At 61.7% G+C, this 13,737-nt stretch carries 11 protein-coding genes; 8 read left to right on the top strand and 3 right to left on the bottom strand.

The genetic code is table 11. The features are described from left to right. Nucleotides 1–36 precede the first annotated feature (36 nt). Nucleotides 37–978, top strand: a complete 942-nt coding sequence (locus tag ACKFRY_RS06600) for a hypothetical protein (RefSeq protein WP_408922520.1) — start codon at nt 37–39, stop codon at nt 976–978. Here the strand turns inward: ACKFRY_RS06600 and ACKFRY_RS06595 are convergent, their stop codons facing one another. Further along, on the bottom strand, nt 979–1,629 hold the full coding sequence (locus ACKFRY_RS06595; RefSeq protein WP_049377625.1) for a hypothetical protein: 651 nt from the start codon (nt 1,627–1,629) through the stop codon (nt 979–981). It lies immediately after the preceding gene. A gap of 108 nt (nt 1,630–1,737) precedes the next feature. Here ACKFRY_RS06595 and ACKFRY_RS06590 point away from each other — a divergent pair, with 108 nt between their 5' ends. Continuing rightward, entirely contained in the window at nt 1,738–2,631 is an 894-nt protein-coding gene (locus tag ACKFRY_RS06590; RefSeq protein ID WP_408922519.1) for an asparaginase, read from the top strand. On the opposite strand, the gene ACKFRY_RS06585 is transcribed toward ACKFRY_RS06590, so the two are convergent. Then, nucleotides 2,628–4,016: a DNA polymerase IV gene (locus ACKFRY_RS06585; RefSeq protein ID WP_408922518.1), complete on the bottom strand. Its 1,389-nt coding sequence runs from the start codon at nt 4,014–4,016 to the stop codon at nt 2,628–2,630. The two genes, ACKFRY_RS06590 and ACKFRY_RS06585, sit on opposite strands and share 4 nt — an antisense overlap. Before the next feature lie 158 nt (nt 4,017–4,174). Here ACKFRY_RS06585 and ACKFRY_RS06580 point away from each other — a divergent pair, with 158 nt between their 5' ends. From ACKFRY_RS06580 to ACKFRY_RS06555, 6 genes are all read left to right on the top strand, one after another. After that, nucleotides 4,175–5,155 carry an ABC transporter ATP-binding protein gene (locus ACKFRY_RS06580; protein ID WP_408922517.1) on the top strand — a complete coding sequence of 327 codons (981 nt, stop codon included), beginning with the start codon at nt 4,175–4,177 and terminating at the stop codon, nt 5,153–5,155. 9 nt (nt 5,156–5,164) lie between these two features. Beyond that, entirely contained in the window at nt 5,165–6,226 is a 1,062-nt protein-coding gene (locus ACKFRY_RS06575; RefSeq protein WP_250409978.1) for an ABC transporter substrate-binding protein, read from the top strand. Nucleotides 6,227–6,229: 3 nt separating this feature from the next. Then, nucleotides 6,230–7,894 (top strand): ABC transporter permease, encoded by a 1,665-nt coding sequence (locus ACKFRY_RS06570; RefSeq protein WP_408922516.1) that lies wholly within the window; start codon nt 6,230–6,232, stop codon nt 7,892–7,894. Beyond that, on the top strand, nt 7,884–8,507 hold the full coding sequence (locus ACKFRY_RS06565; RefSeq protein WP_005324540.1) for a metallophosphoesterase: 624 nt from the start codon (nt 7,884–7,886) through the stop codon (nt 8,505–8,507). The genes ACKFRY_RS06570 and ACKFRY_RS06565 overlap by 11 nt, the downstream gene beginning before the upstream one ends. Before the next feature lie 65 nt (nt 8,508–8,572). Then, nucleotides 8,573–9,217, top strand: a complete 645-nt coding sequence (locus tag ACKFRY_RS06560; RefSeq protein ID WP_005324538.1) for a GntR family transcriptional regulator — start codon at nt 8,573–8,575, stop codon at nt 9,215–9,217. Continuing rightward, entirely contained in the window at nt 9,214–10,446 is a 1,233-nt protein-coding gene (locus ACKFRY_RS06555; RefSeq protein ID WP_284820170.1) for an MFS transporter, read from the top strand. Before ACKFRY_RS06560 ends, ACKFRY_RS06555 begins: the two co-directional genes overlap by 4 nt. A gap of 70 nt (nt 10,447–10,516) precedes the next feature. Here the strand turns inward: ACKFRY_RS06555 and ileS are convergent, their stop codons facing one another. Beyond that, on the bottom strand, nt 10,517–13,687 hold the full coding sequence (gene ileS / locus ACKFRY_RS06550) for an isoleucine--tRNA ligase (protein ID WP_200435446.1): 3,171 nt from the start codon (nt 13,685–13,687) through the stop codon (nt 10,517–10,519). Nucleotides 13,688–13,737 lie beyond the last annotated feature (50 nt).

The following is a 13,737-nucleotide window of genomic DNA, read 5'->3' as shown; positions in this document are numbered from 1 at the left end:
CTATTCTAAACGGGAGCGTCCGGTATTTTGGTAAGCGTGTTTCGAGTCAAAGTTTTTGCAGCCCTGACCACAGCCGCCGTAGCGCTTACGGCGTGTTCCTATGAAAAGCCGGAACCCGCGGTAGAACAGCCCGTGGGCCTGACTATCGACGCCCCACGCGTCACCGTGGACAATCCCGGCACCGGGGAGAAAAAGCTCCTGGAATACCGCGATATCGACTCCACGCAGGACGTGAACTACCGCGTTACCGAGGGTTTTTCGCAGGACCTGCTCAAAAAGTCAGCGGCCGAGAAGTTTCAGGCCTCCGACGTCGAATCCACCACCACTACCCTGCCGCTATCGGCCAAGGTAGATAAGGCTAGCGAGGACGTTGAAGATCAGCTGCCCGCCACCCGCAATGCGTTCGTCACGGCCGGTGCGCCGGAAACTTCTGGCGACACCGACGTCTCTTCGGCCGAGGGATTTCAATTTGGCTGGCGAGGCCAAAATACCGGCCAGATGAATTCCTTGCGCCTTGCCGCACCCCAGGAGGCCACGGATGAAGCCCGTGGCTCCGTGGAACAGGCAATTATGAAGCTGACGGCCCTGCCCGTGGTTTTCCCCACCGAGGAGGTAGGCAAGGGAGCGAGCTGGACGGTGGATTCGCGCGTTACCGGCGAGTCCACCCTGCTGCAGACCACGCGCTATACGGTCGCTTCCATCGAGGGTGACCAGGTCAAGCTCAACGTGGAGGTGGAGCAGCGGCCGTCGCTAGGCGCGCTGTCCTTTGAGGGCCAGGCCCAGGGCACGGAGTTGGAGGACAAGGAGCTCAAGGTTGTGGACTCCAGCACCCAATCCAAGGGCAACATCACGGTAGACCTGGGCAAGCCGCTGCCCGTGGGCGGTGACGTGTCTTTCGACACGAAGGTCATTTATGGCGCCGCCGGCTCGGAGCTGCGCGTGGTGCAGTCGAGCCTGACGGAGCTGAACTTTTCCTAATTACTCGGCCGGGGCTTCTACGGGGGCCTCAGCTGGGGCTTGCTCGGCGCCGGCAGCCGGGGCGTCGCCTTCAGCCGGGGCAGCGTCGCCCTCGGCCGGTGCCGGGGCGGGTGCAGAGGCACCGGCGCCGGTATCCGCGCACATCTCCGGAACCTGCTCCGGCGGCACGGTGTTTTGGATGAGCGTGCAAGCCCAGGCCTTAGAAAGCTTCCAGGTGCCGTCTTCGTAAACGAATTCCACCTGGTCAGCGGTCTGCTGCTGGCCGTCAGCGGTGGTGAAGTTCACGGTGGTCAGCACGGACTGCGGGTCATAGCCCGGAAGTACGGGATCGACGACCTCGAACTCGGCGCCGGATTCCTGCTTGGACTGTGCCATGGTGTCAAAGATTTCCGGTGCGGTCTCGCCGCCCTGCACGGTGGCGGTCTTTTCCTGCTCAGAGGCGTTCGGATCAGTGGCCTTGGCCAAGATGGCGTTGAGGTCCGCCGGGGACGGCAGCGCTGGGGCGGCGGAATCGCCGTCGGAAGAGGCGGATTCCTGCGCCTCGGTGTTGGTGGCGGCGGTATCGTCCTGCTCGTCGTCGGAAGAGCAGGCGGCCAGGGCGGTGGCCGCGGTCAGTGCGAGGCACGCGGCGCTAAACTTGCGGAATTTCACTTCTAACTCCTCACGTCTGGGTTCTAAACTCCCATCAGTTTACAGCTGCACCAGCCTTTTCCGGGCTGCGCCCGCCGCGTGGGCGGAGATTTCTTTAACCTTGAGTGCATGACCCGACTTGCTTTGATAGCCACCGGTGGCACGATCGCGTGCACCACCGTGGCCGATGGTTCCTTGGTTCCCACCGTCTCTGGCGCGGACCTTGCCGCTGAAATCGACGCCGAGGTAGTGGAGTTTCGCCAGCTCGACTCCTCCTCTATTACTTTGGCGGACCTCGATGAGCTCATTGCGGTGGTCAATGAGCACACCGCGCGCGAGGACATCGGTGGCGTGATCATCACCCATGGCACCGACTCCATGGAGGAAACCGCGCTGGCGTTGGAGATTTTCTGCGCAGGGGCAAAGCCCATCGTGCTTACTGGAGCGCAGCGCGCCTACGATCACCCCGCGGCCGACGGCCCCACCAATCTGCGGGCTGCCCGCGAGCTAGCGGCCAGCGGGCACCCTGGGGTTTTCCTCTGCTTCGGCGGCGAGACCATCCCGGCGCGCGGTGCGCGCAAGCGGCACACCAGTGACCTGCGCGGGTTTGAGTCGCTGTCCGTTCCTGGCACTACCCCGCGTTTGCGTCCTGCCCCGCTGGCGTCGCAGCGTATCGAGATCATCCCTGCCTATCCGGGAGCGGGCCGCCTGCTGGTCGACGCCGCCGTACACTCCCCCGCCTCCGGCCTCATTGTGGAGGCCATGGGCTCGGGAAACATGGGTGAGGACATGGGCCGCGCGCTTGCCGACGCCCTCCACGCCGGTCTCCCCATCGCCATTTCTACCCGCACGCCCTATGGCCCGACGGCACTGGCTTATGGCGGCGACGGCGGTGGCGCGAGCCTGGGGAAGCGTGGCGCCATCAACGCCGGATGGTTCCGCCCGAGCCAAGCGCGAATCCTACTCGCTGCGGCGCTAGCCACCGGCACCGATCCGGCGGATCTTTTCGCTCAGGAGGGCTAGCCCTCGCTGGTCAGCCAGTCTTGCCAATCCAGTGAGTCGAGCGGGTCTGCTGGCACGAGCGCGGGATCGTCGGCCGCGAAGGATTTGGTGCGCCCGGGCCCCGTGGCGCGGGTTTCAAAGCGCACGCTGACCACCCCGTGGCCGGCGCCTTGAATCCAACCGTGGCCGTAGTCAGGATGGAAGACGTCTTGCGTTGCGTGCCACTGGTTATCGGTTTCTTCCTCCACCGTCACCGTAGGCGCTGGTATGGCCGGTGTTGCGTCGTCGCTCACCCCAGTCTCATAGTCCGTATCCGCCGGTGCAGGGCGCACTATTTCGCGGTCGAGCTCCGGAAAAAGCACGTCTTGGCGAGCGGTCTCTAGCCCGGAATAGCTCACCCCTACCAGGCGGATGGGCCCCAGCTCATCGGGGTAGCGGGCGAGTTTGAAGGCGGCGGCGGTGAGCACGGCGGCGTCGTCAGTCGCATAGGGCAAGGTGGTCGAGCGCGATTCGATATGGAAATCCGCCATGCGCAGCTTTACCGTTACGGTGCGCGCGCCGCGCCCATCCTTAAGCAGCCGGCGGTGCGCGCCCTCCGCCGCGCGAGTGATGGCTGCATCGACCTCGGGGGCGGTCTGCAGGTCTTTCGGGTAGGTGTGCTCGGTAGAAATCTGTTTAGAAATTGCGCGCGGCGCCACCTCACGGTCATCAATGCCGCGGGCCAGCTGCCACAGCTGCAGCCCCACCACGCTGCCGATGGAAATCTCTACTTCCTTGCGCGTCATCGCCGCTAGCTGCCCAATGGTTTCTACGCCGATGGACTTGAGCTTCGCGCCGGTCACCGGGCCGACTCCCCACAACTTGTTCACCGCAAGGGGGTGCAGCATATCTAGCTGGCGCTCCGCCGGAATAACAAAGGTGCCGTCGGGCTTCGCTTCGCCCGATCCAATCTTGGCAAATTGTTTGCCCGAGCCCGCCCCAATGGAACACGGCAGACCCGTCTCCTCCCGAATGTGCGCGCGCAGCTCATCCGCCCAGCGCTTGACTTCCTCCGCGCTCGCCCCTTCCAGGGCGGCGGGTTCCATAAAGGCCTCATCGATAGAAAGCTGCTCGATGACCTCCACGTGTTGCGCAATGATTTCAAAAACGCGACGCGAGGCCGCCGAATACACCGCCCGGCGCGGCTGCACCACCACCGCGCGAAGTCCAACAAGCTGCTGCGCGCGGTACATCGGCATGGCCGAATGCGCACCGTACACGCGCGCCTCATAGGAGGCGCCGGCCACCACGCCGCGCCCGCTGGTACCTCCCACCAGGACGGGACGCCCCTGCAGGGTAGGCCGGGTCAGCTGCTCGACGGAGGCGAAAAACGCGTCCATGTCGATGTGTAGAACCCAGCGTTGCATGCGGCCCAGTCTAATAGGCGCACCTCCACATGCACTCCTGGGTGTTTGCGTGCCGTTAATTAAAGCTTTTATTTCTTTCCATCTTCACGTCACCCACATGCAATATTGCGGCCTTATCTTTTTCGAGGTTATTTCTTGAAGAAAGTATTTCGCTGATTATGAACTCACCCCACGTCATCTTGCGCGGCGTTAAGCGCGAATTCGCCGATAATACGGGCCTCCACGAGACCGATCTAAGTATCAACCGCGGTGAATTCATCTCTATTCTCGGACCTTCCGGCTGCGGTAAGTCCACCCTGTTGCGCTGCATAGCCGGATTAGAAACGCCTGACGCGGGAACCATCTCCTTCGGAGAGATGGAGGTATTTGGTCCACGAACCAACGTGGCCGTCAATAAGCGCCGGCTGTCGATGGTCTTCCAGGACCTCGCACTGTGGCCGCACATGACGGTGGAAAAGAACATCGAGTTTCCGCTGACCACCCCAGGCAATAAGGTGGCAGCAGGCCAGCGGGCCGAGAAGGTCCGCGCCTGCATGGACATGGTGGGCATCGCTTCCAAGGCGAAGGCGCGGCCGAACCAACTTTCCGGTGGCCAACAGCAGCGCGTTGCCATCGCCCGCGCGTTGGTTTCTAATCCAGATGTCCTGCTTATGGATGAGCCGCTCTCCGCCCTCGACGCCGCGCTGCGCGTGCAAATCCGCGCCGAGCTCACCCAGCTGGCACAGGAGCTGGGGCTCACGGTCATCTACGTCACGCACGACCAAGCCGAGGCACTTGCCATGTCGGATCGCGTCGTGGTTATGAATCAAGGCCATATCGAACAATTCGCGGATCCAGTCACCCTTTATGAACAGCCGGCCACCGATTTCATCGCTGGCTTTGTAGGCACCATGAACCGCCACCCACAGCTGCCCAGCGTACGTCCAGAAAATCTCACCGTCACCACTGCGGAAGAGGACACCGGCGCCTCCCCGCGCCGGGTCGAGGCGCAGGTTCTTGGCGCTCACTACATCGGTGGGCGCTACGAGTTGCGCTGCGATGTTCCCGGGTCCGAGGAGCCGTGGGTGGCGTATTCACCGCATCGCTTCACTCGCGGCGAGACCGTCTACCTCAACTATCCATCTTCTCTTTCTGCATAGGAGCCACACATGTTTACCAAGAAGTTCACCGCCACCATCGCCACCACCGCTGCTGGTGCGCTCGCCTTGACCGGTTGCGGATCCGTCGAGGACAGCGCCGATACCGCCACCGACCAGTCCACCTCTTCTGCCGAAAAGTGGCAGGCACCTGAAGGCCTGTCCGGCGAGGTGGATTACTACTCGGCTAACCCGCAGGGGCTTACCGACGCCCTCGTGGAGGCCTTCGAAGAAAAGACCGACGTCCACGTCAATGTTTTTGCCGATACCACCGGCAAGATCACCGCCAAGCTCAAGGCCGAGGAAGCCAACCCGCAGGCTGACGTGGTCTACCTCGCCTCCTGGGCGGCAGCTAGCAAGCAGGAAAAGTCCGGCGCCCTTGAAAAGTACACGCCGGAGGGAGCGGACAAGGTTGTTCCCAAGTGGGCGTCGGAAAGCGGGGCGTTTACCGGCCGCGATGGTTCGGCCCTAGCGCTGGTAACCAACACCAACGTCGTGGACGAGGCCCCGAAGGACTGGGAGGACCTCACCGATGAAAAGTACAAGGACCAAATCATCATGCCGGACCCGCGCGAATCCGGTACCGCAGCCGACCTCATCGCGGCCATGGTAGATCAGTGGGGCGAGGAGAAGACCTGGGATCTCTTTGACAAGCTCTTTGACAACGGCATGATCGTCCAAGGCGCCAATGGCCCAGCGCTGGACCAGGTCACCTCCGGCTCCCGCGGCATCGTCCTCGGCGGCGTGGACTACTCCGCATACTCCGCGCAGAAGAAGGGCGAGCCGCTCGAGGTTGCTATCCCAACCTCCGGCACCACGGTTACCCCGCGCCCAGTCATGATCCTCAAGTCCTCCGATAACAAGGAAGCCGCAGAGGCATTCGTGGACTTCATGTTCTCCGATGAGGCGCAGGAGATCTCGGCCTCCAAGAACATGATCCCGGCCAATAAGGACATCGCTCCAAAGAATGGCCCGAAGCTGGATGAGATTAAGACCCTCAACGATGACCTCGATGGCCTGGTTTCTCAGTCCAAGGACATCAAGGAAACCTTTGCCAAGCGCTACCTGAAGTAACCGATGAGCTCCACCACCACTCCCCAACGTCGCCTTGGGATCTACGGGGTCCTTCTCATCTTGCTTGCCCTCGTCGCCGCGCCGCTAGCCTCCGTGCTGGTCAACGCGGCCGTGGGCTACCACGATGAGCCCTCAGCCCTAGGCAGCATTGTCCAACCGGGCATGCTGCACATCCTTGGCAATACCGTCCTGCTCTCCGTGCTGGTCGTGGCTTTTGCCACGCTCATGGCCGCGCCGCTCGCCTTCCTCCGTTCGTGGACGCGGTTTAGCAGGGCCAATTGGATCGAGATCGTCATCATGATCCCGTTTATGACCCCGCCCTTTGCGGCGGCGATGGCGTGGATGGATTTCACCCGCCGCGGTGGTGTGGCCGAGATGCTGCTCGGCCACGGCGCCGGCAAACTCGCCCACGATGCCATCTACTCGGTGTGGGGCATGGCCTTCATCATGGCCGCGGAACTCTTCCCATTCTTGTACCTCATCCTGCGCACCTGCCTCAATTCCATTCCGGCGTCCACGCTGGAGATGGCACAGATAGCCGGCGCGAGCCGCTGGCAACAGGCCGTGCGCATCATCGCCCCGAATGTTGTTGGGCCCTATTCCCTCGGCGCGCTGATTATCTTCATTAAGGCCGCCGGCGAGTTTGGCACCCCAGTCACGCTTGGCAACGCCATTGGCTACAAGGTGCTCGTCTCCTCCATCTATGAAGACGTCACCATCGACCCCCTCGATTTTTCCAGCGCCGCTGCCTCCTCGTCGGTTCTCTTTGCCATCGGCGTGGCCGCTTGGGCCTTCCAACAGTGGATTTCACGCCGCGACCTCTCCGGCGGGGGCCGAGTAAGCCGCCCCGTACGTATCCGCCTCGGCTCGGTCGGCACCGCCTTCGGCGCTGTGGTGACCGCAACAATCTTCATGGTCGCGGTGATCATCCCCTACCTGTCCATCACCTTGGCCGCGATGACCATTCTGCGCTCGGCCCCGCCTACGCCTAATAACCTCACCTTCGATTACTTTTCCATCGTTGTGCAGATGCCAACCGCTCAAGAGGCACTTGTTCGCTCCATCGGACTAGGCGCCCTTGGCGCGACCACCGCCGTTGCTCTCGGCGTCCTGGTCACGGTGCTCACCCGCCGCCAAAGCACCATTGCCGCAAAATTCAGCGATTTCTTGGCCATCGCCCCCGACACCGTACCCGGCATTGTCCTGGCCATTGGATTCATTTTGCTGTGGAACTCTCCCTGGCTGCCATGGTCGCCCTACGGCACGATGGGCATGCTAGTTATGGCCTTCACCGTGCTCTTTTTGCCCATGGCCATCCAAAACATCAAGGCTTCAGCAGAGTCCGTCTCCCCTACCGTCTACGAGGCCGCTGCAATTTCCGGCTCCTCCACTCTGCATACCTTTGGGCGCATTACCCTGCCCCTGCTTGCCCCTGGCATCTTCGCTGGCTGGCTCCTCGCCTTCTTCGTAGGCATCCGCGAGCTGGTCATGTCCTCACTCATTCGCCCGAGCCAAGTCAACCTCTTGGCTCCGTGGATCATGAACCAATTCGATCAAGGCCACCGTGCCGAGGCCATGGCCATGACGCTCATCGGCGTCGGAACCTCCACCGTTGTCTTGGTAGCTATCACCTGGTGGCAAAACCGAAAGGCCGCACATGCCCGCTAGCATTTTTGTCTTTGCCGATCTGCACCTAGGCCGCCCGGGCGCCCCTGGGCTGGACTGGGCCCTGCAAGAACTCGAAGTTGCCGCCAATAGTGGAGCCACGGCGTGCGTATGCTTGGGCGATATCATTGACCGCAACGCTGAGGCGTCCGAATTCGTGCCCCAGGCCCGCGCCGTAATGGCCCACGCTGCCACACTGTTCGGCGAGGTCCACTTCATTTCCGGCAACCACGATACCCACCACAATCTGGACTTCCCGCCCGAGGTCACGGTCCACGGCACGCAGGTGCACTCCTTTCGCATAGGAAACACCACGGTTCTAACCGCAGCGGTGGCCACCGATCCGGACCCGCGCCGCCTCCAGCTTCCACCGCGCCCGAGCGACGGCCCCGTCCTCGGCCTCCTACATTCTTCCGTCACCGGTGAGTTTTCTAAAGGCACCTGCCTGCCGCTTTCCGTGGCTGAGCTACAGGCCTGCGAGGCCGATGCCTGGATCCTTGGGCACGTCCACTCCCCGCACACGCTTGCCGACGCCCCCTTCATCGGCTGGGTCGGCATGGGCCACGGCTTACTCTTCGACCCCGATACGTGCCACGTCACACGTTTGCCTAGCTAGATCCGTTCCCCACAAAGTGCCACCGCACGCTTGCTTGCATGCAAGCTTGCATGCAAGATGGATGCATGTCCAATGAACGAATGCAGCCCGCCGCGGAGCGCGCCTATGACTTCGTCAAAGAGAAGATCATTGACGGCTCCTTCGAGCCCTCGCAGATGCTTTCCGAGGCCTCCCTGGCTACCGAAATGGGAATTAGCCGCACCCCGATGCACGAGGCTTTCCTGCGCCTAGAGGTCGAAGGCTTTCTGCAGCTCTACCCCAGGCGGGGTGCGCTCATCGTGCCGATCAGCCCGCAAGAAATCCGCGAGGTCTATGAGGCACGCTTGCTCGTGGATAGGCACTGTGCTGAAAAGATCTGCGCAATGTCTGATGCCGAGCGCGCGGACATCGCTGATCAGCTGGACGCGACCATCGCGGAGCAGGACACTGCGTTGGATGGCGCAGACCTGCATGCCTATACGCATCTTGATGCGCGTTTCCACCAGATCATCATGGATGGCGGTGCCAATAGCCTGCTAGCCGGGCTGGGACACCAGCTGCGCGAACGCCAGCAGCGTTTTACCGCCACGGCCATTGGCCGCAACGTGGCCCGCGCCCGCACCTTCGTGGATCAGCACCGCACGCTTGCCGATGCCCTCCGCACCGGCGACCTCGACGCCTACCTTTCCGCATTGGACACCCACCTAACCAACTCGAGGAATCAACTATGACCGAAAAGTTTGCCAAACACTCATGGTTTCCCGTCGCTGGCAGCATGGTCGCTGTCGCGTGGGGCGGCAATGAGTTCACCCCTCTCCTAGTTATGTACCGCGAGGAGTCACACTTCTCGCAGGTCACCGTCAATGGCCTCTTGGCCGCCTACGTACTCGGCATCGTGCCGGCGCTGCTGATTTCTGGCCCGCTTTCGGACTACATTGGCCGCCGCCCCACGATGCTGCCTGCCGCGCCACTATCGCTGCTCGGTTCCTTCCTTTTGTCCATCGCACCGAACGAGCCACTCGTTATCGCCGTGGGCCGCATCATGTGCGGCTTGGCTTTGGGCATCGTCATGGCGGTCGGCTCCACGTGGGTGGCAGAGCTCATCACCCGCGCAGGTGGCGATCCCGCTGCCGGCCCGCGCCACGCCTCGATGTGCCTGACCTTAGGCTTCCTCATCGGCGCCGGCCTCGCATCGGTGCTGGCCCAGTGGGGCCCGTGGCCGACCCACTTGGCGTATATCCTGCACATCCTCCTCACCGTCGCCACCGCCATCTGGTTGATGAAGACCCCGGAAACCCGCCCGCCGCGTGGCGCTACGGTAAAAGACACCTTCCTTGACCTGAGCATCCGCGACATGCTGCGCATGCTACACATCCCCTCCGCAGCACACCGCCGCTTCGTGCGCATTGTTCTGCCGGTCGCACCGTGGGTCTTCGGCTGCGCTGGCGCCGCCTATGCCCTCCTGCCCCAGCTTTTGTCCAAGTCCGCCGGCGATGCCCCCATCGCTTTCTCGGGCCTGATGACCGTTATCACCTTGGGCTGCGGCGTCGGCATCCAGATGCTCGGCAAGGTTATCGATACCAGCCGCTCCGCCCGCGCTTCCGCAGTTGCCATGGGCGTTATCACCGTGGGCACCATCCTCGGCGCGGTTGCCTCTCATACTCGCTCCCTGCCGCTCGGCATCGCCGGTGCCGCTGTCATGGGTGCAGGCTACGGCCTCGCCCTTGTCGCCGGTCTCTCCGAGGTCCAGCGCATCGCCCGCGCCGAAGAACTCGCCGGCCTCACCGCCGTGTACTACTCGGTCTCCTATACCGGCTTCTTTATCCCCATGGCCTTCAGCGCACTCGCGCCGCTGCTCGGCTTTACCACCCTATTCCTCATTGGCGCCGTGCTCGCACTGTGCTGCCTCGTTAACGTCGTCCTCGGCTGGCGCGCTCACCTGCCCGGCCCGGTCCGTTAAGTCCTATCACTCATAAAAAATTGCCCAGCCGCTAAGGCTGGGCAAATACTTTTAGGTGGCGGCTAAGGCGCTACTGCTTAACGACGGTAGCCTTAACCCCCTTCACCACCTCGTGCACGTCCACACCATCGAGTGCCTCGGTGGTCACCTGGAAATCGGTGGCGAGCACTTCACCGGCGATGTGGTCGGCGTGACGCTCCGCCCAGGCCTTCTTCTCCTCTGGGACAGAGAGCACGGCCGCGATGCGGTCCGAGACCTCGAACCCAGAAGCCTTGCGGGCATCCTGCAGGCCACGGATAACGTCCGCCGCCCAGCCTTCGGCCTCGAGCTCTTCGGTCACCTCGGTATCGAGTACTACCAGGCCGTCGAGGCCTTCGATACGCGCGGTCGACTTCGGATTCGCTGCCTGCAGGCGCTCGGTGTACTCATCCGGGCCAAGCACGATATCGCCGTCCACTACAACCTCGTCGTCGCGGCGCTCGTAGTTGCCCGCCTTGAGGTTCTTGATGGCGCGCTGCACGTCCTTGCCCAAGCGCGGGCCGGCGACCTTCGCATTGCAGACAACCTGGAAGGTGCCTACCGAATCGACGTCGTCAGTAAGCTCAACTTCCTTGACATTGACCTCGTCGCGGATGATATCGGCGAAGTCCGCCAAGCGCTGCGCCCCATCGAGAGCCACCGTCAGCTTCGGCAGCGGCAAGCGGTTGCGCAGCTTATTGGACTTGCGCACCGAGGATGCAGCCGAAGCGACCGCGCGGGTCGCATCCATTGCAGACACCAGATCTGCATCGGACGGGTAGTCCGCAGCCTGCGGGTAATCCGCCAGGTGCACCGAACGCTCACCGGTCAGTCCACGGTAGATAACCTCTGCCACGTGCGGCAGCAGCGGTGCCACCACGCGAGTCACGGTCTCCAGAACGGTGTACAAGGTATTAAACGCCTCAGGATTGGCGTCCTCGCCCTCCCAGAAACGATCGCGCGAGCGACGGACGTACCAGTTGGTCAGGACGTCGGCGAACAGGCGTACTTCTTCGGTTGCCGTGGCGATATCGGTATCGGCAAGCGCCGCGTTGACATTGGCCACGACGTCATGGGTCTTGGCCAAGATATAGCGGTCCAAAACATGCGTGGAGCTGGTGTCGAACTTTGCTTCCTTTTCTGCGTAGAGCTGCAGGAAGGTATAGGCATTCCAGATAGGCAGGATAGCCTGGCGCACGCCCTCGCGAATGCCCTGCTCGGTCACGATGAGGTTGCCTCCGCGCAGGATAGGCGAAGACATCAGGAACCAGCGCATGGCATCCGAGCCATCACGGTCAAAGACCTCGTTAACGTTCGGATAGTTGCCCTTGGACTTAGACATCTTAAGGCCATCGTTGCCCAGCACGATGCCATGGGCCACGACCTTCTTGTACGCCGGGCGATCAAAAAGCGCGGTGGACAGCGCGTGCATCACATAGAACCAACCACGCGTCTGACCGGAGTACTCCACGATGAAATCGGACGGCGAGTGGGTCTCAAACCATTCCTTATTCTCGAATGGGTAGTGCTTCTGCGCAAAGGGCATCGAGCCGGACTCAAACCAGCAATCCAGCACGTCTGGCACGCGGCGCATCATCGACTTACCGGTCGGATCATCCGGGTTCGGGCGCACCAACTCGTCGATATGCGGACGGTGCAGCGACTCCGGACGAACTCCGAAATCGCGCTCCAGCTCATCCAAGGAGCCGTAGACATCCATGCGCGGATAGTTGTCATCATCGGACATCCACACTGGGATAGGCGCACCCCAGTAGCGGGTACGGGAGATATTCCAGTCGCGCGCGCCCTCGAGCCACTTGCCAAACTGGCCATCTCGGATATGCTCCGGCAGCCACTCAATCTCCTTATGATTAAGCTCCACCATGCGATCGCGGAACTCGGTCACCTTTACGAACCAGGCCGGCAGCGCCATGTAGATAAGCGGCTCGCCCGAGCGCCACGAGTGCGGATAGGAGTGCTCGATGGTTACGTGGCGCACCACTCGCCCAGCAGCCTTCAAGTCCTTGATGATGTCCTTATTCGCATCAAAGACCAGCTGGCCCTCATAAGGCGGAACCTGCGAGGTGAACTTGCCGTCCTCGTCCACTGGGATAACCAGCTCGATGTCGTACTGGTTGGTGGTATTCATGTCGTCTTCACCAAACGCAGGAGCCTGGTGTACCACACCGGTGCCGTCCTCAGTGGTGACGTAATCAGCGATCAAAACCTGGTAGGCATTGCGCAGATCCGGGAAGAAGCCGAAGATAGGCTCATAGGTAAAGCCCTCGAGTTGCGCGCCGGTAAACGTCTCCAGCACCTCGGCCTCCCCTAGTTCCTTCTCCAAGGTGGCCAGCAGGTTTTCCGCCATGATGAAGGTACGGCCAGCGAAATCGCCCTCCGTAGCCTTAAAGAGCACGTAAGTAACCTCTGGATGAACCGCCAAGGCCTCGTTCGAAGGCAAGGTCCAGGGGGTGGTGGTCCAGGCGAGGAAAGAGGCGTCGGCAAGCGCAGGGTGCTCCGCCAACGTCTTTTCTGCCGCGCTTCCCTCGCGCGCGCCCTCTACTGGGAAGGTAACGGTTAGGGTCGGATCCTGGCGCATCTTATAGGAATCGTCCAGGCGGGTCTCCTGATTGGACAAAGAAGTGTGCTCCGCCCAAGAGTACGGAAGAACTCGGAAGCCCTTGTAGATAAGGCCCTTGTCATAAAGCTCCTTGAACGCCCACATGACCGATTCCATGTAGTTGATATCCATGGTCTTGTAGCCGTTGTCAAAGTCCACCCAGCGGGCCTGGCGGTTGACGTACTCTTCCCACTCGTCGGTGTACTCCAGCACGGACTTGGCGCAGTATTCATTGAACTTTTCCAAGCCCATGTCCTCGATCTGCGCCTTTTCAGTGATACCCAACTGCTTTTCCGCCTCCAGCTCGGCGGGCAGACCGTGGGTATCCCAGCCGAAGACGCGAGGAACGTAATTGCCAGCCATCGTGCGATAGCGCGGGACGATATCCTTCACATAACCGGTCAACAGGTGGCCATAGTGAGGCAAGCCATTTGCGAATGGAGGGCCATCATAAAAGATGTACTCTGGGCAATCCTTGGTCTTTTCTAGCGAAGCCTGGAAAGTATCATCCTGCTTCCAGTACTTCTGGACTTCCTCTTCCATATCTGGGAAGCGGCTGGAGCCGCCGGTCATATCGACCTTGGGGTAAATCTTTTTCGCCATAATTATCCTTCACTCTTAACCCGGTGCAGGGACGCGCCTTTAAGGCTCGC

The organism is Corynebacterium tuberculostearicum (genome assembly GCF_046097255.1).
Taxonomy (GTDB): domain Bacteria; phylum Actinomycetota; class Actinomycetes; order Mycobacteriales; family Mycobacteriaceae; genus Corynebacterium; species Corynebacterium tuberculostearicum_J.
This window is presented reverse-complemented; position numbering and strand designations above follow the sequence as displayed.